Here is a 23,860-nt window from a genome sequence, read left to right as displayed (position 1 = left end):
CCTTTTTCGGCGGCCTCTGCGGCAGGGGCGGTCAGATGTTTCGTCCGCAGCGATCATTCCTCCCCCTTGTGGTGCTGGGCGCGGAATTCCGACGGCAGCAGCGACGTCTGTTCGTGAAAAAGCTGGGAGAAATATTTGGAATCGCTGTAGCCGACCGCATTGGCGATCCAGCCGATGGAGCGGTTCGTCTCGCACAGCAGCCGCTCGGCGGCGCGGATCCGCTCCTGCCGCAAGTACTCGTTGAACGTCGAGCCGGTCCACTTCTTGAAGCATTGGCAAAAGTAGCTGCGGCTCATATGCACATGCTCGGCCGCGTCTTCGGCATGCAGCGTGCCGGTAGCCCGCTCCCGGATGAACAGGACGGCCTTCAGCATGCTCTCCATCGTCGTGGCGCCGTCGGAGGCCGCCGCGACCTGAGCGTAGATCACCGAGCGGCAGTCGCGCATCCACTGCAGGGCGGCGGCGACGTCGCCCGCTTCCGCCAGCCGCCCGAAGTCCGGCGCATGGACGTTCTCCAGCGGCGCGAGGATGCGGGGAAACAGCCCGGCCAGCCGGCGCACGGAGACGCCTGCCTCCGCCGTCCGCTGGCAGAGGCGCTGGAACAGCGCCTCGCTGTACAGCCAGTGCAGCGAGCGCCACTGAGCCTCGAGCGCGGTCCAGTCCTCCTCCGCGGGAAGAGGGACGCTGCCGGGAGCAGCCGCGGCAGGAGCAGAGCGCGGCGTCTCGCTTGCGAGCCGCTCGCCGATCCGCTGCAGGATCTGCTCGTCGTCCTCGGATTCCAGCCGGACCTTCGACAGATAGTCCAGCACGCCCAGCCGGTACGCCGTCTGCACGCTTTCGAACTCCTCGTGAAAAGACAGCACGACCGACCGCACGTCCGGGAAGCGGCTCTGGACGATGCGCAGCAGCTCCAGGCCGGACATGACCGGCATGGAGAGGTCGACGAACAGCAGATCCACCTCCTGCCGTTCCATGAACTCCAGCGCCTTCGCGCCGTTCGCCGCCTCGCCCACTACGGTCATGCCATGCCGGGACCAGGGCAGGATGGAGATCAAGCCCTTGCGCGCCAGCTTGTCGTCGTCGACGATCAGCACCCGGATCATATCGCTCGCTCCTTTGCTTGGGGAAGGGAATAGGGCAGCAGCAGCGTCACCGTCGTGCCCTCGTTCGGGCCGCCCTCGATCGTCAGGCGCGCCTTGAAGCCGTAGAACGATTCCAGCATCGAGCGGACATAGCGCAAGCCAATGCCCCATCCTGCCTGCCGCTCGTCCGGCGTCTCGCGCTGCAGCAGCTCCAGCGTCTCGCGGCTCAGCCCCTTGCCGTCGTCGCGGATGACGATGGCGACCGTCTCCGTCGACGGATCGGGACGAACGACGATGTCCAGCCTTCCGTTGTCGTCGATGCCGTGGCAGACGGCGTTTTCCACGATCGGCTGCAGGATGAAGCGGGCGACGGGACAGTCGAGATAACAGCCCTCTTCGACGTCCAGCCTCACCTCGAAGTCATAGCGCATCTGCTGCAGCTCCAGGTACGTCGCCATGACCTGCAGCTCCGATCGCAGCGTAGCCGCTTCATTCGACTTGCCCAGGTTGTAGCTGAGCAGCGCGATCAGCGCCGCCGCGAACTTCTCGATCTCCTCCTGCTTGTGCAGCGCCGCCAGCCAGCGCATGGAGTTCAGCGTATTCATCAGAAAATGCGGGTTGATCTGGCTGGCGAGCTTCTCCAGCTCCAGCTGATGCCGGCGCTTTTCCTTCTGCTCCGCCTCCATCATCAGCTGCTGGATCTGCCGCTTCATGACGTTGAACTGGTCGAAGATGCGGTCGAACTCCAGCATGCCCGTATGGACCGTCCGGGTGCCCATGTAGCCTTTGCCGAACGTCTTCATTTCCTTCTCGATCAAGCGGAACGGCCGATTGATCAGCCGGCGCAGCAGCAGCATGAGCAGGAGCATCGTCAGCAGGGCGGCGCAGACGATCCAGAGCATGTGGTTTTTCCAGGCATACAGCTCGCGGTTGTAGCTCGATACGGGAAGCAGCAGCGCCAGGTCATAGCCGTACTCGCCCTGTACCCGGTTCCAGACGTAGCCGTCCGTCATGCCGGATTCTCCGTTCAGCTGCAGGCTCGCTCCGGCGGCGTAGGCATTCGGAGCGCTGCTGTAGGTCACCTTGCCCGCGGCATCGGCGACGAGCAGGATGTACGGCAGGTCCAAGTTGTCTGTAAGCGTTTTCATGTCGGTGATGATTTCGGCTCTGGCTTCGACATAGACGACGCGCTCCGTCCCGTCGGAGAATCGGATTTCCCGCGTCACCGATACGACTTGATCGTCGCTGAACCGGCACATCGAGAGATGGGGAGATTGATAGGCGATCCCTGCCGAGGCGGCCGCATCGGGCAGCGCGCTCAGATGGAAGCTTTCGCGAAGCGGGAGGTTGGAGTAGGAGGCCTGGCCTTTCGCCTCGTCGTAGTACATGACCAGCTCCATGGACGGGTTGGAGAAGGTGATCAGGCCGATATTGTAGGCGATGTCCCGCGAGAGGAGCAGCTGCCGGTAGGAGTCGGGCGCGGCGAGGTACGCCTCCGTCAGGTTGCCGACCGTGCCTTCCGGCGCCATCTGCTGCGTGACCTGGAGCAGATGGCTGTAGAGCTGGTTCAGCTTGCTGCTTTGCTGATACAGATTGAACGCCATGGACGTCTTGATCTTGTCGCGCTGCATCGTATAGATCGCATTGTAGGACACCGCGGCCATCAGCATGGCGAAGCATGCGAAGCCGACGATCAGAAACAGCATGATCCGCTTGCGCAGGGAGGAGAACCTGAACCACCGGCTCATCCTGCTGTCTTCCTCGACGAACATCCGGCGCAGATCGAGCATGGCGTCACCTCGCGAAAAGGATACCCTTGAATTCGCGGTTCGCGCGGCAACTCCTGCCTGGCGGACGGCAGAGAGATCAGGGAGATACTGGGGACGTTGTCATTGAACATCTATTCCATTGTTGTATAATTGTTATAACAGTTGAATATACTCCTAAGGAGGGATTTCCATGAACAGGGTGGTTGAAATGGAACGAAAAGTGACCCGAATCGGCAACAGCCTTGGCTTGACGCTGACTGAAGCGCTGAAGCAGATCGGAGCGGAGCAGGGCGATCTGGTCAGCATTGAAGTGAGTCCCGCTACAGGTGAAATCAAGATTAGGAAATCAACCAAAGTCTCTCTGCCTGAGGGAATCAGCGCAGACTTCATGGATACTCTATCCGAAGTTATGGAGCAGTACGACAAGACGCTTCATGGACTTAAGGACAGATGACTCCGATTCGCTATCTTTCAGTCACGGAAGCGATCGCCATTAATGTAGCGATGATTCGGGTTTACAGTCCGGGCGAACAAGTGGGCGTCAAAGAAGCTGGATTGCTCGAGTCAGCCTTTCATCGTCCTCAAACATCTGTTTTGGGCCAAGATGCTTATCCAACGATTTTCGATAATGCAGCAGCCTTGTTCGAGTCGCTTGGACAAAACCATCCCTTTCATAATGCGAATAAACGTACGGCATTTACGGCCATGGTGATTTCTCTTCGTTACAACCAACAGCAATTTATAATGGACGCAAAAGAAGCCGAGGATTTTACGGTGGATATGGTCAATCATCGATTCGACCGTCACCATGCAGCTGCAATCATCGAGGCGCATTGCGTCCCAATGCCTGAATGATCTTACTCATCGTTCTTTAGAGCCCTCGGCGAAGGGCTCTTCCGAATGCTACAGAGGGTGCCTCAAAGCCTTGGCTTTGAAGCACCCTCTGTATTGTTTTTGCCTATGCCCATCCAGGTGAAGGCCGAGACAAAAAGGATCCGTCCCGGAAGGCACCTCTACGCTTGGGGACATGTCCTCAAGCAGGCTGCTCCTGGGAAGCATGGTCGAGCAGCGCCTGAACGACGGATTCGTGGCCGCAGTCCTTGGCGAAGCTGAGCGCCGTATTGCCGTGCTTGTCCCGAACCTCCGGGTCCGCTCCTGCGGCCAGCAGCAGCGAGGCGCATTCCGCATGCCCGTTGTAGGCCGCGATCATCAGAGGCGTCTCACCGTCTGCATGGCAGGTGTAGATCGGCCGGGCGCCGGCGTTCAAAAGGATCTTCAGCACGGCTGCATGACCGTGCATGCATACTGCCGACAGCACGGAACGTCCGGTCAGATACCGCACGTTCGGATCCGCCCCTTGCTCCAGCAGCCAGTTCACCGCTTCCTCGTCCCCCTGATACGCTGCCCAGAATAATGGCGTGTTGCCGTCCTCATTCTTCTCGTCGATGCGGGCGCCTTTTTCCGCCAAGAGCTTCATCGTGACGAGATCCTCCTGATTTGCCGCCATCGACAGAGGCAGCATCCCCTGCTCGATCCGATTCGGATCGGCGCCCATGGCCAGCCAGAAGCGGACCGCACCGGTCCTTCTTTTGGCGATCGCCTCCATCATCCTCCGGGAGGACAGGCTGCGGAGCATCGCCGCCGGCGTCCAGGCCGATTCCCTACGGAACAGCACTCCATGCGGATGAAGAAGAGCCTGCTCTTGAACCGGCTTGAACCGGCGGGACGTGTTCAGCACGATGATGCTCGTCCCGCTCGGGAGCGCTTCCTCCTTGGCCAGATTCCGGACCATCAGCCGGGCAAGCGTACGGCTCCACACCCTCCATTTCCGCTTGTTGCGGATGAGGAGTACGAACTTCGGCTTGTTCGGGAAATGCGTCACGACTTTCCGCACGAGATAGGCTTCCCGCAAGATCGGGTACTGCCTCAGCTCCTGCGTCAGCGGAGCCAGCTCGTACGCTTCCAGGCCATGCGGCACGAAGGAATCGGTCGGCAGCACCGAAGCGCGCTCCAGCTGCCCTTGACGGAGCCGCTCCAGGAATCGGACCTGCTTGTCCCGGTATTGCTCGGCTTCCCTGGCCATGCCGATCCGGGTGCAATAATCCGCCAGCTCGCCATAGGCGCTCAGCGCATAATCCTCGTCCAGCTCAGCAGCACGGCTCAAGTAAGCCGCCGCCTGCGCTTCCATCGCCGCCCCCTCCTGCTTCATGAGCGCCCTTCCGGCAGCCGCATAGGCGTGAGCGAGCCGATCATTGCGGGCGATCAGCCGCTCGTACAGCGGGAGCGCGGAAGTCGGGCCGTTCAGCTCTTCCTCGAGGCGAGCCAAGCCCCATAGCTGATTGTCGGTCAGTTCATCCGAATCCAGGCAGCTCAGCTCGGCATGCTCCTTGGCCATCTCCCGATAGCTCTCCACTCGCTCTGCCCAGGAGTCGGCCGTCTCTTGCTTCCATTGGTCGTCCAGGCGGGATGTAAGCTCCTCCGCAGAGCTTCCCAGCAGCTCCTGAAGGCAAGAGGCATAGGCAGGATCAGGCACGGAAGCGGTCTGCTGCAGCGCCTCCAGACGGTCGCGCAGAGAAGGATGCGTATCGTCGTATGCCGTCTCTACAAGCATCGCCTCCCGCAGAAGCCGCTCTGCTTCCGCTGCCGGCTGCGGCTGGGCGAGCTCCTGTCCCATCAAGGAGTGCACGGCAGGAATGGGCTCCGCTCCTCGGACCCGCCGCTCCAATCCGGGCCAGAAGTCGGACTGCAGACGGGCTCCAGCGATGCGGATCCGCAGAAGAGCCGAAGCGACGGAGCGGGCTCCAGCGGCATCCGCGGCGAGCCGGTCGGCTTCATACTCGTTGTCCCGTGCCAGGACAAACGTATATGCGCCAAGCTTGGGACTGTACCAGTCCAAAAACCGTTGGAACAGCAGGACCCAGGCGCTGTCCTTTTCCTCCAGCTTGTCCATCAGCTGGCCCCATGCCCGGCGCACCCGATAGATCCAGCCATGGAACTTGCTGTGGGACCGGGACAGATGGGCCATCTCATGAGCCAGCACGGCGCGGAACTCGTTCATCGGCATCGCCTGGAGAAGAGGCAGTCCGATCATCAGGTAGTTGCGCTGCCATCCGAAAAGGCCCAAGCGAGGAATCTGCACGACCGAGGCATTGAACTCCGGGGTCAGCAGCACCTTGTGGATGCGGAGCGTCCGCAGGCTGGACGCCAGGCCGCTGATTTCGCGGAACAGTCCGGGAGCATTGATCGGGGTCAGAGGGATGCCTTCGGGCTCGTCGAACTTGATGCGCAGCGAGCGGACCAGCATCCAGATCAGGCCGGCCAGCGGAAGGACGAGCTTGACGAGCAGCACGGACGCCTTCCCCGAGAGCCCGACGACAAGCGCCGCTATGCTTCCTGCGAGAAGAAGCAGGATGCCGATCAAATAGGCGAAGCCCAGCCCGACAATACCCAGCACCTTCAACCGGTAGGCAGATGGGCTGATCCGAGATTTCTCTTCCAATTTCTTTACGGTTTCTTCAAACTGCGCTGGCGTCAACTGAACAGCCCCCTGACACGACTATAATGACAACAAAGGAATGGTTTCGCCTTATTATAGCGGATTTCATTCCCTTTTCTTCCTCTTTTTTTAGTCTAAGCAAGAATTCGTCTTCTACATTCAAATCCAGATAAAGCAAAAACCCACAACCTTTTCGGGTTGTGGGTTTTTCTTTTAATGGAGGCGAGGGGATTTGAACCCCTGTCCGAAGGCAACGGCACACAGGCATCTACGGGTGTAGTCACGGATTTGATGTCACTTGCAAGAGCGCCCCGTAACCGGCTATCTCACAAGTCAGCCTGATTGTCTTCTTCTGCCGACCCCAGGCGGAGACCGAACAGCGTAGCCTACTAAGGGTGAGCCCCTACATCCGGCACATAGGCGATGCTGGAGAGGAGCTTAGCATACAGTTTCTTAGGCTGCTGCTAAAGTTGTACGTTGGTTGCCATTTAATAGGCTTTAGCGTTGATGAAGCGGACGCGTCCCCACTACCCGCAACCCATGCTCGAACTACCCCCGTCGAATCCATAAACGCCCCCGGACAGATCCGTCCTGCCGGCGCATGCACCTAAGCTGCAGCAGCCGCGCGGCGGTCCGAAGCGCAAGGACTGAGCGAGACACTCGCACAGCATTGCAAATTCAAAGCCAACGTAACTTGATACTCCTAGTATACCACAGGTGAATCGGAAAAAGCGAAGCGAAACGCTGGAAGCAGGTCTTATGCGACCTGGCGTCAGCAACGCCCGAAAATCTGGCGGCAGGCAGCAGGAGCTAGCGAGCCACCTTCTGCTTCTCCCGCAGCGCCCGCTGAATGTCGCGCTGGGCATCCCGCTTGGCGGCGGACTCGCGCTTGTCGTACTGCTTCTTGCCCTTGCCGAGTCCGATCAGGATTTTGGCGTAGCCGTTGCGCACGTAGATCTTGAGCGGGACGATCGAGTAGCCATCCTGCTTGGACTGGCCGTACAGCTTGGCGATCTGCGCCTTGTGCAGCAGCAGCTTGCGCGCGCGCGTCGGATCGGTCGGATTATGCCGGTTGCCCTGCTCGAACGGGCTGATATGCAGGTTGTTAAGGAATATCTCGCCGTTCCGCACGGTCGCGAACGCATCGTTCAAGTTCGCCCGCCCGGTCCGCAGCGACTTGATCTCCGTCCCCATCAGCACCATGCCGGCCTCGTACGTCTCCTCGATGAAGTAATCATGCGAGGCCTTCTTGTTCTGAGCGAGCGGCTTCTGCGACTGATCTTTGTTTTTAGCCATGCCTCGATCTCCTCCTTTCGTTGAAAACAGGGATTGCCGGTTCGGCAACCCCTGTCCATGTCTGCTTACTCCGCAGAGTCCGATCCGCCCTGAGGCGCGGAGCTCGGATTCGTTCCCGCATCGCCGCCGCTCACCGGCGGAGCGCCTGCGGCGCCTTTGTTCTTCTTGCGGCGCGAACGGCTGCGCTTGGAGCCCTCGGCCGGAACCGCGTCCGGCGTGACGGAAGCGCGCGATTCCGGATCCATGTCCCGGAACAGATCGGCGATGTCCGCCCGCGTCACTTCGCGGATGGACGGCGCCGTGCTGCTGCCTTTGCGACGCTTGCGCTTCGCCTTGGCTCCGCCGGAGGCCTGCTCCTGCGGCACGCCTGCGGCCGTCTGGCCCTCTGCGGCGGAAGCCCCGCTGATCGTCGGACCGCGTCCGCCCTTAGGGCGTCCGCCGCGCGGCGCGCCGTCCGGAGACGGCCCGCGTCCGCGGCTGCGGTCCGCTGCCGGGCCTGCGCCCGGACGACCGCCACGGTTGCCGAGGCTGGACGGCGGCACCGGCAAGCCCCACATGTCCGTGCGCTTCGTGCTCTCGATCTTGCCGCCCTCGCGCACGCTCCAAGGGTTGTCATCCCGCACGTTCGGGATATCCTCCGGCATGCTGCCCCGCCAGCCGTTGGGGCCGAACCCGCTGTCGCGGCGGCCTCTGCCGCCGCCGCCCCCGCGAGGACCGCGCCCGGCTCCGCCCGGGCCGCGGCCGCCGGCTTCGCCGGCTCCGCGTCCGCGCTGCGCGCTCGGACGCGCGCCGCTCGCCGGCGCTGCCGGCGACCCGCCGCCCTGCGCGGCGGGCCTGCCGCCTGCGCCGGCGCGCCCGGCGGCTGCGCCGCCTTGCTGGCCGCCTGCACGGCCGGCGGCTTCCTTGCCGCGGCGCCCTTTGGCTCCGCGGCCCTTCCCGCGCGCTCCGCCTCCTTGAGCGGCTCCGCGCGAACCACCTTCGACCATCGCGAAGTCAATCTGATGATCATCCATATCTACCCGCTCCACGCGCACTTTCACCTCGTCTCCGATGCGATACATGTTGGAGGTGCGCTCACCGATGAGGATCATCTGCTGATCGTCAAAGTGGTAGTAATCGTCGTTCAGGCTGCTCAGCCTTATGAGACCTTCTACCGTGTTCGGCAGCTCCACGAAAATTCCGAAGCCGGTCACGCTGCTGATGAGGCCCGTGAACTCTTCTCCTACTTTATCGAGCATAAACTCGCATTTCTTGAGCTGATCCGTATCCCGCTCGGCGTCGACCGCCACGCGCTCGCGCTCCGACGACTGCTGGGCGATGTCCGGCATGCGGGCGGCAAGCGCCTCGATGCGGGCTTCGGACAGCGTGCCGCCATTTTCCAGCACCTCGCGGATGATCCGGTGGATCACCAGGTCCGGATAGCGCCGGATCGGCGACGTGAAGTGGCTGTAGTACTCCGCCGCCAGGCCGTAGTGGCCGAGGCTCTGGGCATCGTAGCGCGCCTGCTTCATCGAGCGCAGCATCATCGTCGAAAGCACCGTTGCTTCCTTGGTGCCCTTGATCTCCTCGAGCAGCGACTGCAGCGCCTTGGGATGGACCGTGTTGTTCTTGCCGCGCACCGAGTAGCCGAAGTTCGAGGCGATCTGGATGAACGTCATCAGCTTCTCGCCCTCCGGATTCTCGTGCACCCGGTAGAGGAACGGCACCTTGAGCCAGAAGAAATGCTCGGACACCGTCTCGTTCGCCGCCAGCATGAACTCCTCGATGATCATCTCGGCGATCGTGCGATCGCGCTTGATGATGTCGGTCGGCTTGCCTTCGTCGTCCACGAGAATCTTCGATTCCGAAAAATCGAAGTCGATCGCGCCGCGGTTCATGCGCTGGCGGCGGAGCTTCATCGCGAGCTCCTCCATCAGCTGGAACGTCGGCACGAGCTCGGCATAGCGCTCCAGCAGCTGCTCGCGCTCCGCGCGCCGCTCGGCGCGGTCCTGGCGCTCGGCGGCGAGCCGCGCTTCGCGCTCGGCATCCGTCTCGGCCGGCTGAGAAGCCGGAGCCTGTCCGCCGGCAAAGGCGTCCAGCTGGTCGAAGTCCTCCTGCCGCGTGCGCACCTTCTCCGCCTTGCGGATCGGCTTGTTGTTGATGACCGGCTGCGCTTCCTGCGCCATCCAAGGATTGTCCGACTCGCGGGAGCGCGTCGGTCCGCCGGCTCCGGCTCCGCGCAGCGGATACGGCTCGCCGTCGTCCGCCTGCGCGGCCGGAGCATCCGGCTCGTCATCGGCAGCGAACTCCTCGTCGGTATTTTCGCCCGGACTGCCGGCATCGCCTCCGGGAATGATGAGGCCCATGTCCGACGGACGGCTCAGCCGCTCCGGCTGACGGACGCCTTCATCCTCGTCCTCGTCGCTCGAGGCCTCGACGAACGGCTCCTCTTCCTCCTCCGCTTGGCGCGGCACGCCGCCGTCATCGTCGGCGACGATCGTGCCCATGCCGCCCGGAGGCAGCTTTTCGGCCGGCGCGCTCAAGCTCGGGTCGAACTCCGCCTCGTCGGACGCGAAGTCCGCCTGAGGCGCTTGCAACGGCTCCAGAGGCTCGTCCGATACGATCGCTTCCGCCGTTTCTTCCTCCACCGGAGTCAGAATCTTGCGCACGTTCGTATACGACATGCGTTCCTTGGAACGGATGACGCTCGTGAAGATGTCGTGGCGCACGCGCTTCAGCGTCGAGGCGTCGAACTCCATCTCGCAGCTCATCGTCAGCCGGTCGACCTGCGGATGCAGCGAGCAGATGCCGTTGGACAGCCGATGCGGCAGCATCGGGATGACCCGGTCGGTCAAGTAGACGCTCGTGCCGCGGCGGTACGCTTCCTGGTCGAGAGCGCTGCGCTCGCGGACGTAGTAGCTGACGTCGGCGATGTGGACGCCGAGCAGGTAGTTGCCGTTCGGCAGCCGCTCGACGTTGACCGCGTCGTCGAGGTCCTTGGCGTCCTCGCCGTCGATCGTGACGATCGTCTTGGCGCGCAGGTCGCGCCGGCCCTGGCTGACGATCTCCTCCTCCGTGATGGAGTCGGGAGCCGCCTCGGCCTCCGCCATCACGTCGTCCGGGAAGCTCTCCGGCAGCTGATGCTTGCGGATGATCGACAGGATGTCGACGCCAGGATCGTTCTTGTGTCCGAGCACCTCCACGACCTCGCCCTGAGCCGCGGCGCGGCCCTGCGGGTAGTGCGTGATGTCGACGACGACCTTCATGCCGGTCACCGCTCCGCCGAACGAGCCTTGCGGGATGAAGATGTCGCGGCCGAGGCGCTTGTCGTCCGGCGAGACGAAGCCGAAGCTCTCATGGCTCTCGAACGTGCCGACGAACTGCTTGACGGCCCGCTCGGCGACGCGCACGACTTCCCCTTCCATGCGTCCGCCGCCCGGTCCGCGCGTCTGGACGCGGACGAGCACGGTGTCGCCGTTCATGCCGGTGTTCAGATCGTTCGCCCCGATATAGACGTCGGGGTGGGTCTTGTCCTCGGGCAGCAGGAACGCGAAGCCTTTGGCATGCACCTGAAGGCGGCCCTTGAGCAGGTCCATATGCTGCGGCAGGCCGTATGCGCCTGCGTCGTTGCGGAAGATCGCTCCTTGATCCTCCAGCTCATTGAGCAGCTTCAGGAACGCCTTGAAATCGGAGGCGTTGTCGATGCCGAGCTGCCGTTCCAGTTCTTGATACGTCATCGGCTTGTAAGCCGGCTGGTTCATCAAGTCGAGCAATGTTTGATGTTCGATGGTCATGTTCTCCTTCTCACCTCGTGCCGTAAGGACCCGTCCTGCTATCCTGGCAGATCCAGCCACTTCTATCTCCTTGATAGTATACACGAATTCGGGCCTCATCAACCGCCAACGTTCCGGAATATAAAGAAAAAGCGGGGATTCCCCCGCTTCCTCAAGGCTGTATTCCGTGCTATTTCAGGTAGGCGACCAGCAGCGCGACGATGAAGAATCCGGCGGCGAGCCCGATCGTCAGGCGCTGCAGGAACAGGTCCAGGCCGCGCGCCTTCTGCTTGCCGAACAGATGCTCCGCTCCGCCGGAAATCGCTCCGGAGAGGCCAGCGCTCTTACCTTTTTGCAGCAGAACTACCGCAATCAGTCCGAGGGAAAAAATCACGAGCAGAATCTTCAGGAAAATATCCATGCGTACGTTACCTCCCAGCCTTCGTACAGCCTCCCGGCTGCCTGCCGCTATGAGTTTTGCACATGCAGGCCGTCTCCTGCGGCCAGCAAGCGGCTTGCATGGGCAAAACCAAATCATAAACAGCGGTTTCATTGTACCATAGCCAGGCCTGTGGAAACAAGCGCGTCCTTTGCGCTCCGAAAAAGCCCGTCCGAACCGTGCCGGTCCGAACGGGCTTCCTGAGGAAGGGCTGCGTCCGCTAAAGCAGAATCCGCCCAGAGCCTAGTAGCCTTTGCCGCGCAAATAGTCGAGGCTCAGCTTGGCGCTCTCGAGCGAGGAGCTGGCGAACTCCTCCTGCTCCACGATGAAATATTCGATGCCGGCTTCCTCGGCGATCGCGAATACCGGGTCGAACTCGACCGAGCCGCTGCCGACCTCGGTGTCGCGGCGTCCGACGCCGAAGTCCTTCAGATGCGCGATCGGGGTGCGTCCTGCGTAGCGCTGCACGTATTCGACCGGAGATTGGCCGCCCATATGCACCCAGCCGAGGTCGAACTCCATGATCATGAGGTCGGCCGGAATTTTTTGCAGCAGCAGGTCGATGACCGGAGTTCCGTCGACTTGCTTGAACTCGAAGTCATGGTTGTGATAGCCGTAGATCAGGCCGGCCTCCTTCACCTGGCGGGCCGCCTTCTCAAGCGTCGAGGCCAGGCTGTCCACGTCCTCCAGCTGCGGGTTTTCCGGCAGCGGAGCCCACGGCGTAATCAGATACTTGAGGCCGATCGCCTTGGCGTACTCGATCTGCTCCGCCAGGTCCGCCTCCATCTTGTTCGGATCGTTGAAGTTCAGGCCGACATGCGCAGACACCGCTTGGATGCCCGTCTCCTCCAGCACCTTGTTCAGATCCGCCGGGCTCGTGTTGAAGTAGCCCGCGAATTCCACGTACTTATAGCCCATATCAGCGACCTTGCGGATCGTGCCGAGGAAGTCTTTTTCCGTCTGGTCGCGCAGCGTATACAGCTGCAGTCCGACTTGAGGTTTTGCCATCGCTTAACACCGCCTGTTCGATAGGTTCGTCTAGCCTAGCCTCAGTATAGCGTTTTCAGGGAACGGCGGGCTATGCCGGTTTTTGCGCCGTTTGTTTGTGATTTTGGCCTAACGAACCTAAAAAAATCCTGTCCGCACAGGGCGGACAGGATAAGAGAGCTCTATTTCTTGAAGCTTTTGAGGTTGTAGAACGCGCTGCGGCCGGCGTACTGGGCCGTGGAGCCGAGCTGGTCCTCGATGCGGAGCAGCTGGTTGTACTTGGCGACGCGGTCCGTGCGGGACGGAGCGCCCGTCTTGATCTGGCCGGCGTTCGTCGCCACGGCGATGTCGGCGATCGTGCTGTCCTCGCTCTCGCCGGAGCGGTGCGAGATGACCGCCGTGTAGCCGGCGCGCTTCGCCATTTCGATCGCGTCGAACGTCTCGGTCAGCGAGCCGATCTGGTTGACCTTGACGAGGATCGAGTTGCCCACGCCTTTGTCGATGCCGTCCGCCAGGCGCTCGGTGTTCGTGACGAACAGGTCGTCGCCGACGAGCTGCACTTTGCCGCCCAGCTTGTCGGTGAGCAGCTTCCAGCCCTCCCAGTCGTCCTCGGAGCAGCCGTCCTCGATCGTGAGGATCGGGTACTTGTCCGCCCACTCGGCGAGCAGGTCCACGAATTCAGCCGACGTGTAGGACTTGCCTTCGCCCTCGAGGTGGTATTTGCCGTCCTTGTAGAACTCCGTGGAGGCGACGTCCATGCCGAGGAAGACGTCCTCGCCCGGCTTGTAGCCCGCGCGCTCGATGGCGGAGATGATCGTCGTGATCGCCTCTTCGTTGGAGCCGAGGTTAGGCGCGAAGCCGCCTTCGTCGCCGACAGCCGTGTTCAGGCCTTTGTCCTTGAGGACGGACTTCAGGCTGTGGAAGATCTCGGCGCCGATGCGCAGCGCTTCCTTGAAGCTTTCCGCGCCGACCGGCAGCACCATGAACTCCTGCACGTCGACGTTGTTGTCGGCATGCTCGCCGCCGTTGATGATGTTCATCATCGGCACCGGCAGCACCTTGGCGTTGAAGCCGCCCAGGTACGTGTAGAGAGGCACGTCCAGCGCGTCCGCAGCCGCGCGCGCTACCGCCATCGACACGGCCAGGATCGCGTTCGCGCCCAGCTTGCCTTTGTTGTGCGTGCCGTCCAGCTCGATCATCTTGCGGTCGATCAGCACTTGGTCGAGCGCGTCGAGGCCGATGATTTCCGGAGCGATCAGCGTGTTCACGTTCTCGACGGCTTTCAGGACGCCTTTGCCGAGGTAGCGGCCTTTGTCTCCGTCACGAAGCTCGACAGCTTCGTAAGCGCCGGTGGAGGCGCCGGACGGAACGATCGCGCGGCCTTTGCCGCCGGATTCGAGGGATACTTCGACTTCGACGGTCGGGTTGCCGCGGGAGTCGAGCACTTCGCGTGCGTATACGTCAACGATGATAGACATAGTTTGAACACTCCTTCAAGGAATTGAGTTGGTTGTAGCAGGCTGTAACCAGTATAACCGATTGCCAGCCGCGGAACGAGTGCGGGCGAAGGCGCGGGCCGAAAGGCCCGCGCCTTTCGGCCGCAACCGCCGTCAGCTCGGGCGGATGAGGCTCAGGCCGGTCATCTCGGCCGGCTTGGGCAGCTCCATCAGGTCGAGCAGCGTCGGCGCGATGTCGGCGAGGATGCCGCCCTCGCGCAGCTGCACGCCTTTTTGCGTGACGATCAGCGGCACCGGATTCGTCGTATGCGCCGTGAACGGGCGTCCGTCCGGTCCGATGACCATGTCCGCGTTGCCGTGGTCGGCCGTGATGAGCACGACGCCGCCCTTGGCCAGCACCGCGTCGACGACGCGTCCCATGCATTCGTCCGTCGCCTCGACCGCCTTGATCGTCGGCTCCAGCATGCCGGAGTGGCCGACCATGTCGGGGTTGGCGAAGTTCAGGATGATCGCGTCATGCTTGTCCGAGTTGATCTCGCGCACGGCGGCGTCGGCCACCTCGTAGGCGCTCATCTCCGGCTTGAGGTCGTACGTGGCGACCTTCGGCGAGTTGATGAGCACGCGCGTCTCGCCCGGCAGCTCCTGGTCGCGGCCGCCGCTGAAGAAGAACGTCACATGCGGATACTTCTCCGTCTCGGCGATGCGCAGCTGCGTCTTGCCGTTCTGCACGAGCACCTCGCCGAACGTGTTGTCGAGGTTTTTGGGCTTGTAGGCGACGAAGCCGCCGACCGTCTCGCTGAACAGCGTCAGGCAGACGAAGTACAGGTTGGCCGGAGCCTTGTCCCCGCGGTCGAAGCCGCGGAAGTCTTCGTTGGTGAACACCTGCGACAGCTGGATCGCGCGGTCCGGACGGAAGTTGAAGAACACGATCGCGTCTTCGGACTCGACCAGCGCGACCGGCTGTCCGTCCGCCTCGACGATGACCGTCGGCATGACGAACTCGTCGAAGACGGATTTCTCGTACGACTCGCGCACCGCCAGGATCGGGTCCGTGTACTGCGGGCCGTCTCCGTACACCATCGCGCGGTACGATTTCTCGACGCGCTCCCAGCGCTTGTCGCGGTCCATCGCGTAGTAGCGGCCCTGCACGGTCGCGATGCGGCCGATGCCGAGCTCCTCGATCTTGCCCTGCAGCTCGGTCAGGTAGCCGACCGCGCTGTCCGGCGCGACGTCGCGGCCGTCAAGGAAGGCATGGATGTACACCTGCTCCAGCCCTTCCTTTTTGGCCAGCTCCAGCAGCGCGAACAGATGCGCGATATGGCTATGGACGCCGCCGTCGCTGACGAGGCCGTACAGATGCAGCTTTTTGCCGTTCAGCTTGGCGTGGCGCACGGCGCCGATCAGCGTGTCGTTGTCGTAGAACTCTCCGTCGCGGATCGACTTGGTGATGCGGGTCAGATCCTGGTAGACGATGCGGCCGGCGCCGATGTTGAGATGGCCGACCTCGGAGTTGCCCATCTGGCCCTCCGGCAAGCCGACCGCCTCGCCGCAAGCGGTCAGCGTCGTGTTCGGATATTCCGCGAGGAAGCGGTCATAGTTCGGCTTGTTCGCCTGCGCGACGGCATTGCCGACGATGTCGCTGCGAAGGCCGAATCCGTCCATGATGATGAGCGCAACCGGTTTGGGAGCCATCTTACTTCGCCCCCTCGACGAGGGCGATGTAGGAAGCCGGCTCCAGGCTGGCGCCGCCGACGAGCGCGCCGTCGATGTTCGCTTGGCCCAGGTATTCCTTGACGTTGGCCGGCTTCACGCTGCCGCCGTACTGGATGCGGACCGCATCCGCCGTCGCTTGGTCGTACAGCCCTGCAACGACCTGGCGGATATAGGCGATGACGTCCTCAGCATCCTCGGCCGTGGACGACTTGCCCGTGCCGATCGCCCAGATCGGCTCGTAGGCGATGACGGTCTCGGCCGCCTGCTCTGCCGTCAGGCCTTTCAGGCCGCCCTCCGTCTGCACTTTGCAGACGTCCTTCGTCTCGCCGGCCTCGCGCTCCTCGAGCTTCTCGCCGACGCACAGGATCGGAGTCAGGCCGTGCTTGAACGCCGCGACGACCTTCTTGTTCACGATCTCGTCCGTCTCTCCGAAGTACGCGCGGCGCTCGGAGTGGCCGACGATGACGTACTTCACGCCGAGATCGGCCAGCATGACGCCGGAAATTTCGCCGGTGTACGCGCCGTTGTCCTCGAAGTGCAGGTTTTGCGCGCCGATGGCGATGGAAGTGCCTTTGGCCGCTTCGACGAGAGCCGGAAGGGTCGTGAACGGAGCGCAGATGACGCTCTCGACGCCATCGACCTCAGCGCCGCCTTTCGCTTCGTTGAAGAAGGAGACCGCCTCGGAGACGGTCTTGAACATTTTCCAGTTGCCTGCGATGATCGGGGTTCTTGCCATAGGTTGTTCTCCTCTCTACTTGTCGTTAAGGGCGACAACGCCCGGGAGGGCTTTGCCTTCCATGAATTCGAGGGATGCTCCGCCGCCGGTGGAGATGTGGTCCATCTTGTCCGCGAGGCCGAACTTCTCGGCCGCCGCCGCGGAGTCGCCGCCGCCGATGACCGTGTAGCCCGCCGTTTCGGCGCAAGCCTGAGCGACGGCGCGCGTGCCGTGGGAGAACGGCTCGATCTCGAACACGCCCATCGGTCCATTCCAGACGACCAGCTTGGAGTCCTTGATCACGTTCGCGTACAGCTCGCGCGTCTTCGGTCCGATGTCGATGCCTTCCCAGTCGGAAGGGATGCCGTCGACGCCGACGATGTTCGTGTTGGCGTCCTTGCTGAACTCGTCGGTGACGACGATGTCGACCGGCAGCAGGAAGTTCTTGCCGAGCTTCTTGGCCTTCTCGATGAACTCGAGCGCCAGGTCCAGCTTGGAGTTGTCGACGAGCGACTGGCCGATCTCATGGCCTTGCGCCTTGAAGAAGGTGTAGCTCAGGCCGCCGCCGATGAGGATGTTGTCGGCGATCTCGATCATCTTGTTGATGACGTCGATCTTGTCCTTCACCTTGGAGCCGCCGACGATCGCGGTGAACGGACGCTCCGGATTGTTCAGGGCTTTGCCGAGCACGTCCAGCTCCTTCTCCATCAGCAGGCCGGATACGGCCGGGAGCAGATGAGCGATGCCTTCCGTGGAAGCATGCGCGCGGTGCGCGGCGCCGAACGCGTCGTTGACGTACAGGTCGGCCAGGGAAGCCAGCTGCTTGGCGAACTCCGGATCGTTGCTCTCCTCGCCGGCGTTGAAGCGCGTGTTCTCCAGCAGCAGCACGTCGCCGTCCTGGAGCGCCGCGGCTTTAGCCTGGGCGTCCGGACCGGCGGTGTCGTCCGCCTTGGCGACCGGCTTGCCGATCAGCTCGGACAGGCGCGCCGCGACCGGGGTCAGGCGCAGCTCTTCCTTGACTTCTCCGCCCGGACGGCCGAAGTGGGCCGCCAGGATGACGCGCGCGCCGCCTTCGATGAGGTGCTGGATCGTCGGCAGCGTCTCGCGGATCCGGGTATCGTCGGTGATCGCGCCGTCTTCCATCGGCACGTTGAAATCGACGCGCACGAAGACGCGCTTTCCTGCTACTTCCACATCACGAACACTTTTTTTGCTCACAGCTGCTCGCCCTCCCGATATATAGGTTTCTATGGGTTAAACATCGTTAAAGAGGAGAACGAAACGCTCGCCTCTCCTCTTTAACCTTACCGCTGTCTATGCAGTTAAGCGCCGCTTCTTACAGCCCTTTGGAGGCGATGTAAGCCGCCAGGTCGATAACACGGTTGGAGTAGCCCCACTCGTTGTCGTACCAGGACACGACTTTGACCATGTTGCCTTCAACGACCATCGTGGACAGGCCGTCGATCGTGGAGGAAGCCGGGTTGCCGTTGTAGTCGCTCGATACGAGCGGCTCGTCGGAGAAGTACAGGATGCCTTTCAGCGGGCCTTCAGCCGCTTCTTTGAGGGCCGCGTTGACTTCTTCGACCGTGACGTTGCTTTTCACTTCGGCGACGAGATCCGTTACGGACACGTTTTTCGTCGGCACGCGCATCGCCATGCCGTTCAGCTTGCCTTTCAGCTCAGGCAGAACGAGGGAGACGGCTTTGGCAGCGCCCGTCGAGGAAGGAATGATGTTCTCTGCGGCAGCGCGGGCGCGGCGCAGGTCCTTGTGCGGCACGTCCAGCACGGACTGGTCGTTCGTGTAGGAGTGGACCGTCGTCATCATGCCTTTGACGATGCCGAACTTGTCGTTCAGGACTTTGGCGAAAGGCGCCAGGCAGTTCGTCGTGCAGGAAGCGTTGGAGATGACCGTGTGAGAAGCCGCGTCGTATTTCTCTTCGTTGACGCCCATGACGATCGTGATGTCTTCGTTCGTAGCCGGAGCGGAGATGATGACTTTTTTCGCGCCGCCTTTCAGGTGAAGCTCGGCTTTTTCCTTCGCCGTGAAGATGCCCGTCGACTCGACGACGATCTCAGCGCCGACGGAGGACCAAGGCAGGTTTTCCGGATTGCGCTCGGCGAACACTTTGATTTCGCGGCCGTTGACGATCAGCGCGCCTTCTTTGGCTTCGACGGTCGCGTCCAGCACGCCGTGCGTCGTGTCGTATTTGAGCAGGTGAGCCAGCGTTTTCGTGTCGGTCAGGTCGTTGACGGCGACGATTTGAACTTCGCTGCTGTTCAGAGCGGCGCGGAATACGTTGCGTCCGATACGTCCGAATCCGTTAATACCAACTTTTACCATGGTTGAAAACCTCCTGAAATTAGGTGATGGTCCTGCATGATCCTTCAACGCGAAGCGCTCGGCCCTGCCCCTGTCAGGCGCAGAGCCCGCTTCGCCTTCATTCACGGTCGCGGTTGCGACGCGGATCGCCGGTCTAGTCCGCCATCGCGGCGATCTCCAGCGCGGCCGCCTCGTCGGTCACGAGCACATCCTCGTGGCCGAAGCGCAGCACCGCCGCGATCGCTTCGGCCTTGGACCTGCCGCCGGCGACGGCGATGACGACCTCGGTCGTCATGATATCCTCGAGCCGGATGCCGGCGGTCGGCATCTTGTGCACGACGGACCCGGCCCGGTCGAAGTAGTAGCCCCACGCCTCGGCGAGCGCCCCCTCCTGGCGGAGCTCCTCGACGACATCCGATTCCACTCGCCGTCGCCGCGCCATCGTCATCGCATCGCCGATGCCGTGGATGACGATGCGGGCTCCGCGGATGACGCCGACGACCTCTTTGACGCCGGGCTCGTGCATGAGGCTCGTATAGGCCTCCTCGCTCAGATGGTCCGGCACATGCAGCATCCGGTACTGGGCGCCGGTGCGCTTGGCCATCGCCGAGACGATCGTGCTCGCCTGGTACTCCAGGCTCTCTCCGAGCCCGCCCCTGGCCGGTACGAACAGATTGCTCGGATGCGGGACGGGGGCGTTCAGATGGCTCGCCACCTGTGCGAGCGTGGAGCCGCCGGTGACGGCGACGACGTCGCCCTCCCGCAGCTGTCCCAGCAGGGCGGACGCCCCGGCGCGTCCGAGCTCCCGCTTCGTGCTAGCGGAGTGGTCGGAGTCACCCGGCACGATGACGACCTTGCTCAGGCCGAAGCGCGTCCGCAGCTGCTCCTCCAGGTTGGACAGGCCGAGCAGTCCGCTCAGCACCGGCTCCATCTCCTCGAGCAGGCGCCGGCCGCTCTGGCTGACGCGCATGCCGGAGGCGTTGATCTCCAGGAAGCCCTGCTCCTTGAGGAAGTCGGTCTCGGCCCGAAGCACCCGCTCGGTCATGCCGAGCGCCGAAGCGAGCGAGCGGCGGCCGATCATGTCCGCCACGAGCACCTGATGGAGAATCCCATAGCGGAGACGGACCGTCTCCAGCAGATCGGGCACCAGCTGACGCTGCAAATCAATAAGGCTGCGCATGAGCGCTCCAACTCCACTCGTTAGCTATCCGTACGGGACAATTAATGTCCCAGCTATTCAATAAACGTCCCACAACCTCATTGTACTCCTTCTGCCGAGGACCCGCAAGGGACCTTTACCCGATGAAAACGGTTGCCGACACGCCTTTCGGCCTAAATGTTTTCCAGCAGTTGCAGGGAAACGGAGCCCTCCGGAAGCCGGACAGGTTAGTGTTGCTTTTTCTGGCAGGCTGTTATACAATCTTAGACGTTACGCTTTTCAAGCATACATGCGCCCGTGGTCCAATGGATATGACGTAGGCCTCCGGAGCCTGAGATCTAGGTTCGATTCCTAGCGGGCGCGCCAATCATTTACATCATGCTTTTCCGATACATGGGATCGCGCCCCTCCAGGGCGCGATCCTTTTTTGTTTTTGCAAGCCTCGTTTAAGAGGCGCCCGAGCCGGTTAAAATGGGCTATTGAACCGGCTTGGCGAAGCCGTCTCCGACCTCTTTGACCAAATTTGACTTTAACAATCGATTCTCGTAGAATGAAAAAAGCACCTGCAGTGACAACCTTAATGAGGATATAAGGAGGGACTTGCACATGAACATGAACTACGTGCCTATGGTCATCGAGCAGAGCAACCGCGGCGAGCGCGCCTACGACATCTACTCGAGGCTGCTCAAGGACCGCATCATCTTCCTCGGTACCGGCATCAACGACATGGTCGCCAACTCCGTCATCGCCCAGCTGCTGTTCCTCGCCGCCGACGATCCGGAGAAGGACATCTCCATCTACATCAACAGCCCCGGCGGCTCCATCACGTCCGGCATGGCGATTTACGACACGATGCAGTTCATCAAGCCTGACGTCTCGACGATCTGCGTCGGCATGGCCGCCTCGATGGGCGCGTTCCTGCTGGCCGCGGGCGCCAAGGGCAAGCGCTACGCGCTGCCGAACAGCGAGGTCATGATCCATCAGCCGCTCGGCGGAGCCGAAGGCCAGGCCAGCGACATCGAGATCCGCGCGCGCCGCATCCTCCAGATGCGCGACAAGCTCAACCATATTCTCGCCGAGCGTTCCGGTCAGCCGCTGGAGCGCATTGAGAAGGACACCGACCGCGACTACTTCATGAGCGCGGACGCCGCCCGCGAGTACGGCCTCGTCGACAAGGTCATCGAGAAGCTGTAAGCCAGGCTGCGACAGGCAAAAAGCGCCGCCCCTTCCGAATCGGAAGGGGCGGCGCTTTGCGTTTCGACGCTCTCGCGGCCGTCGCGGGCACGCGCGCAGGCCATCCTGCGCGGCGCCGCGGCTGCCGCGGCAGACCGGGGCTGGCCGAGAGCTATGCTACTTCAGCTGGTACACGACGGTCAGCTGGCCTTGCACGTCGACCTGGCCCGGCTCGACGGAGGTCGAAGCGCTGTCGCTGGCAGCCATGGCCTTCATCTGCGCCATCTCGCGGTACACCGGCACGGCCTGCGCGCCGTTCTCGGTGATGTTCACGACCGGACCGAGCGAGCGGCCCGCAGCGGCGGCAAGCGCCTCCGCCTTGACGCGCGCGTTGTCGAGCGCTTTTTTGAGCGCGTCGTTCGTATACGCGTCCGTCTTTTCCGTGCCGAAGGAGACGCCGCTGATCTGGTTCGCGCCCGCGCTTCCGAGGCTGTCGAGCAGCTCCCCGGTCTTGTCGATGCTGCGCCAGGAGATGCTCAGCTCATGCGTCGCCGTATAGCCGGTCAGCACCTGGCCTTCCTTTTCGGTGTAGCGGTACTGCGGCTGCACGTAGTAGGACGTCGTCTTCAGATCCTTGTCCGCCAGACTGTAGGTTCCTTTAAGCATTTTGACGACCGCGTCGTACCGCTTGGCCGCTCCGGCCTGAGCCTCCTTCGCCGTCTTGGCCGTCACGTTCACGCCCGCTGTGACATACGCGATGTCCGGCGCCACCGACAGCTTGCCTACGCCTTGCACTGCGATCGTGTTCTCCATCGCCGCTCCTTGCTCCGCCGCATAGACGGGCTTTGATCCCGAGTCCAGCACGCCGGCTCCGTTCAGAGCCAGCAGCGATCCTGCCGTCAGCGAGGCCGCCAGCAGCAGCACCTTGCCTTGACTTGCCAGCTTGCCGAATCCTTGTTTGCTTCCCATATCTGTTCGCCTCCGTTTCGGTTTGTCCTTTGAAACGCTCGCCCGCCTGAAAATGTTGCACATACAGGTCCCAACGGGGGCTTCAGCCAATGGCCAAAACGCAAAAAAAGCCCCCGGATCGGGAGCCTCGGGAGCCGCAGCGAATCAAGCTTGGGGACCGGCAGGCCGAGACCTACTGGTTCTCCAGCTCTTCCTTGCTGACGAGCGATACTAAAGCGTTTACAGCCTGCTCGGCGTCCGAACCTTCGGCACTGATGTGAACTTCGGTGCCGGAGCTGATGGCAAGGCTCATGATGCCCATGATGGACTTGGCGTTCACTTTTTTCTCGTCCTTCTCGACAAAGATCTCGGAGGAGAATTTATTCGCTTCCTGGACGAAGAGCGCGGCCGGTCTTGCGTGAAGACCCGTCTTCAGTCTCACGACTACGGGTTGTCTTGTCATGAACTCTATACCCCCTAATCCTAATTCATTGCTGCATGGCCGCCGGAAGGCGAACGTGAGGCATGCTCTTGCAAAGGGCCGCCGGGTGGAACGGACCTTACCTTGCGTGACAATTGCTTTCATTATACCATCGGCCGGCGCAACATGAAAGTTCAGCTTCCCCGGATTTTTTCGGCGAGCTCGTCGATCTTGCGCAATCGGTGGTTGACCCCGGACTTGCTGACGGAGCCCTTGAGCATCTCGCCGACTTCCTTGAGGTTCATGTCAGGATGCTGCAGCCGGATCTCCGCCACCTCCCGCAGCTTCTCGGGCAGGTTCTCGAGGCCGAGCTCCTTTTGCAGCAGCCGGATGTTGTCGATCTGGCGCACGGCCGCGCCGATCGTCTTGTTGAGATTGGCCGTCTCGCAGTTGACGATCCGGTTCACCGAGTTGCGCATGTCGCGCATGATGCGGACATCCTCGAACTTGAACAGCGCCTGATGCGCGCCGATGATGTTCAGCAGCTCGATGATCTTCTCGCCTTCCTTGATGTAAAAGACGAAGCCCTTCTTGCGCTCGATGCAGCGGGCGTTGAGGCCGAACTTGTTGGCGAGCGTGACGAGCGCGGAGCAGTGCTCCTCGTACATGCAGGCGATCTCCAGATGGTAGGACGAGCCCTCCGGATTGTTGACCGAGCCGCCGGCGAGGAACGCGCCGCGCATGTAGGCTCGCTTGCAGCATGGCTTGCGGATCATGTCCTTGTCGATGCCCTGGTTGAACATGAAGCCCTCGGAGACGATGTTCAGCTCCTTGAGGATCTCCTGCACCCGCGCCGGGATGCGCACGATGTAGACGTTGTTCTTCTTAAGCCGCATCTTCTTGCGCACCAGCAGCTCCGTATGCACGTCGAACAGCTTCTTGATGAGGCTGTAGATTCTGCGGGCGATGGCTGCATTCTCGGTGGAGATGTCCAGAATGACCTTGCGGCTGGACAGATGCACCGAGCCGTTCATGCGGATGAGCGCGGAAAGCTCCGCCTGCTCGCAGCAGGCATCCTGGTTCTCGACGAGCGTCAGCTCTTTTTTCGTTTGAGCGGCGAAGGACATCCCTCT

Annotated in this window: 19 protein-coding genes, 1 tRNA gene and 1 other RNA gene; 4 read left to right on the top strand and 17 right to left on the bottom strand. The window is 62.1% G+C overall.

Features of this window, described 5'->3' with window-relative positions:
- Positions 1-53 precede the first annotated feature (53 nt).
- Positions 54-1,103 carry a response regulator gene (locus tag H582_RS0115870; RefSeq protein WP_028599310.1) on the bottom strand — a complete coding sequence of 350 codons (1,050 nt, stop codon included), beginning with the start codon at positions 1,101-1,103 and terminating at the stop codon, positions 54-56.
- Positions 1,100-2,830 carry a sensor histidine kinase gene (locus tag H582_RS0115865; protein ID WP_164820111.1) on the bottom strand — a complete coding sequence of 577 codons (1,731 nt, stop codon included), beginning with the start codon at positions 2,828-2,830 and terminating at the stop codon, positions 1,100-1,102. The genes H582_RS0115870 and H582_RS0115865 overlap by 4 nt, the downstream gene beginning before the upstream one ends.
- Before the next feature lie 211 nt (positions 2,831-3,041).
- On the opposite strand from H582_RS0115865, the gene H582_RS0115860 reads away from it, so the two are divergent.
- Together H582_RS0115860 and H582_RS31100 are read left to right on the top strand one after the other, a co-directional pair.
- Positions 3,042-3,305, top strand: a complete 264-nt coding sequence (locus tag H582_RS0115860; RefSeq protein ID WP_028599308.1) for an AbrB/MazE/SpoVT family DNA-binding domain-containing protein — start codon at positions 3,042-3,044, stop codon at positions 3,303-3,305.
- The gene (locus H582_RS31100; protein WP_084137364.1) at positions 3,302-3,706 is read left to right on the top strand and encodes a type II toxin-antitoxin system death-on-curing family toxin; all 405 of its coding nucleotides are present in this window, start codon (positions 3,302-3,304) and stop codon (positions 3,704-3,706) included. Before H582_RS0115860 ends, H582_RS31100 begins: the two co-directional genes overlap by 4 nt.
- A 178-nt stretch (positions 3,707-3,884) precedes the next feature.
- Here the strand turns inward: H582_RS31100 and H582_RS0115850 are convergent, their stop codons facing one another.
- The 12 genes from H582_RS0115850 to H582_RS0115800 all read right to left on the bottom strand — a co-directional run bounded on the left by H582_RS0115850 (position 3,885) and on the right by H582_RS0115800 (position 20,206).
- The gene (locus tag H582_RS0115850) at positions 3,885-6,350 is read right to left on the bottom strand and encodes an ankyrin repeat domain-containing protein (RefSeq protein ID WP_127464372.1); all 2,466 of its coding nucleotides are present in this window, start codon (positions 6,348-6,350) and stop codon (positions 3,885-3,887) included.
- A gap of 211 nt (positions 6,351-6,561) precedes the next feature.
- Positions 6,562-6,925, bottom strand: a transfer-messenger RNA (tmRNA) gene (ssrA, locus tag H582_RS31095).
- Positions 6,926-7,157: 232 nt separating this feature from the next.
- The gene (gene smpB, locus H582_RS0115845) at positions 7,158-7,643 is read right to left on the bottom strand and encodes an SsrA-binding protein SmpB (protein WP_028599305.1); all 486 of its coding nucleotides are present in this window, start codon (positions 7,641-7,643) and stop codon (positions 7,158-7,160) included.
- A 65-nt stretch (positions 7,644-7,708) separates the two neighbouring features.
- Entirely contained in the window at positions 7,709-11,416 is a 3,708-nt protein-coding gene (locus H582_RS31090) for an RNB domain-containing ribonuclease (RefSeq protein WP_084137363.1), read from the bottom strand.
- 169 nt (positions 11,417-11,585) lie between these two features.
- Entirely contained in the window at positions 11,586-11,816 is a 231-nt protein-coding gene (gene secG / locus H582_RS0115835) for a preprotein translocase subunit SecG (RefSeq protein ID WP_028599304.1), read from the bottom strand.
- Positions 11,817-12,077: 261 nt separating this feature from the next.
- Positions 12,078-12,842, bottom strand: a complete 765-nt coding sequence (locus H582_RS0115830) for a sugar phosphate isomerase/epimerase family protein (protein ID WP_028599303.1) — start codon at positions 12,840-12,842, stop codon at positions 12,078-12,080.
- 161 nt (positions 12,843-13,003) lie between these two features.
- Positions 13,004-14,299, bottom strand: a complete 1,296-nt coding sequence (gene eno, locus H582_RS0115825; RefSeq protein ID WP_028599302.1) for a phosphopyruvate hydratase — start codon at positions 14,297-14,299, stop codon at positions 13,004-13,006.
- A 132-nt stretch (positions 14,300-14,431) separates the two neighbouring features.
- The gene (gene gpmI / locus H582_RS0115820; protein WP_028599301.1) at positions 14,432-15,970 is read right to left on the bottom strand and encodes a 2,3-bisphosphoglycerate-independent phosphoglycerate mutase; all 1,539 of its coding nucleotides are present in this window, start codon (positions 15,968-15,970) and stop codon (positions 14,432-14,434) included.
- 1 nt (position 15,971) lies between these two features.
- Positions 15,972-16,727 (bottom strand): triose-phosphate isomerase, encoded by a 756-nt coding sequence (tpiA, locus tag H582_RS0115815; protein WP_028599300.1) that lies wholly within the window; start codon positions 16,725-16,727, stop codon positions 15,972-15,974.
- Positions 16,728-16,742: 15 nt separating this feature from the next.
- Positions 16,743-17,924 (bottom strand): phosphoglycerate kinase, encoded by a 1,182-nt coding sequence (locus tag H582_RS0115810; RefSeq protein ID WP_028599299.1) that lies wholly within the window; start codon positions 17,922-17,924, stop codon positions 16,743-16,745.
- Positions 17,925-18,042: 118 nt separating this feature from the next.
- Positions 18,043-19,047 carry a type I glyceraldehyde-3-phosphate dehydrogenase gene (gap, locus tag H582_RS0115805; RefSeq protein ID WP_028599298.1) on the bottom strand — a complete coding sequence of 335 codons (1,005 nt, stop codon included), beginning with the start codon at positions 19,045-19,047 and terminating at the stop codon, positions 18,043-18,045.
- Positions 19,048-19,180: 133 nt separating this feature from the next.
- Entirely contained in the window at positions 19,181-20,206 is a 1,026-nt protein-coding gene (locus tag H582_RS0115800) for a sugar-binding transcriptional regulator (RefSeq protein ID WP_028599297.1), read from the bottom strand.
- Between the two features lie 270 nt (positions 20,207-20,476).
- Between H582_RS0115800 and H582_RS0115790 the strand changes: the two genes are divergently transcribed.
- Positions 20,477-20,551: transfer RNA gene (locus H582_RS0115790), tRNA-Arg, on the top strand.
- A gap of 246 nt (positions 20,552-20,797) precedes the next feature.
- Positions 20,798-21,379, top strand: coding sequence for an ATP-dependent Clp endopeptidase proteolytic subunit ClpP (clpP, locus tag H582_RS0115785; RefSeq protein WP_028599296.1), 582 nt, complete (start codon positions 20,798-20,800; stop codon positions 21,377-21,379).
- Positions 21,380-21,535: 156 nt separating this feature from the next.
- Here the strand turns inward: clpP and H582_RS0115780 are convergent, their stop codons facing one another.
- From H582_RS0115780 to whiA, 3 genes are all read right to left on the bottom strand, one after another.
- The gene (locus H582_RS0115780; RefSeq protein ID WP_052333329.1) at positions 21,536-22,327 is read right to left on the bottom strand and encodes an SIMPL domain-containing protein; all 792 of its coding nucleotides are present in this window, start codon (positions 22,325-22,327) and stop codon (positions 21,536-21,538) included.
- 172 nt (positions 22,328-22,499) lie between these two features.
- Positions 22,500-22,769: an HPr family phosphocarrier protein gene (locus tag H582_RS0115770; RefSeq protein WP_028599294.1), complete on the bottom strand. Its 270-nt coding sequence runs from the start codon at positions 22,767-22,769 to the stop codon at positions 22,500-22,502.
- A gap of 152 nt (positions 22,770-22,921) precedes the next feature.
- On the bottom strand, positions 22,922-23,854 hold the full coding sequence (gene whiA, locus H582_RS0115765; RefSeq protein ID WP_028599293.1) for a DNA-binding protein WhiA: 933 nt from the start codon (positions 23,852-23,854) through the stop codon (positions 22,922-22,924).
- Positions 23,855-23,860: the final 6 nt, after the last annotated feature.

The sequence above is a fragment of the Paenibacillus pasadenensis DSM 19293 genome, from assembly GCF_000422485.1.
GTDB lineage: Bacteria > Bacillota > Bacilli > Paenibacillales > Paenibacillaceae > Paenibacillus_O > Paenibacillus_O pasadenensis.
This window is presented reverse-complemented; position numbering and strand designations above follow the sequence as displayed.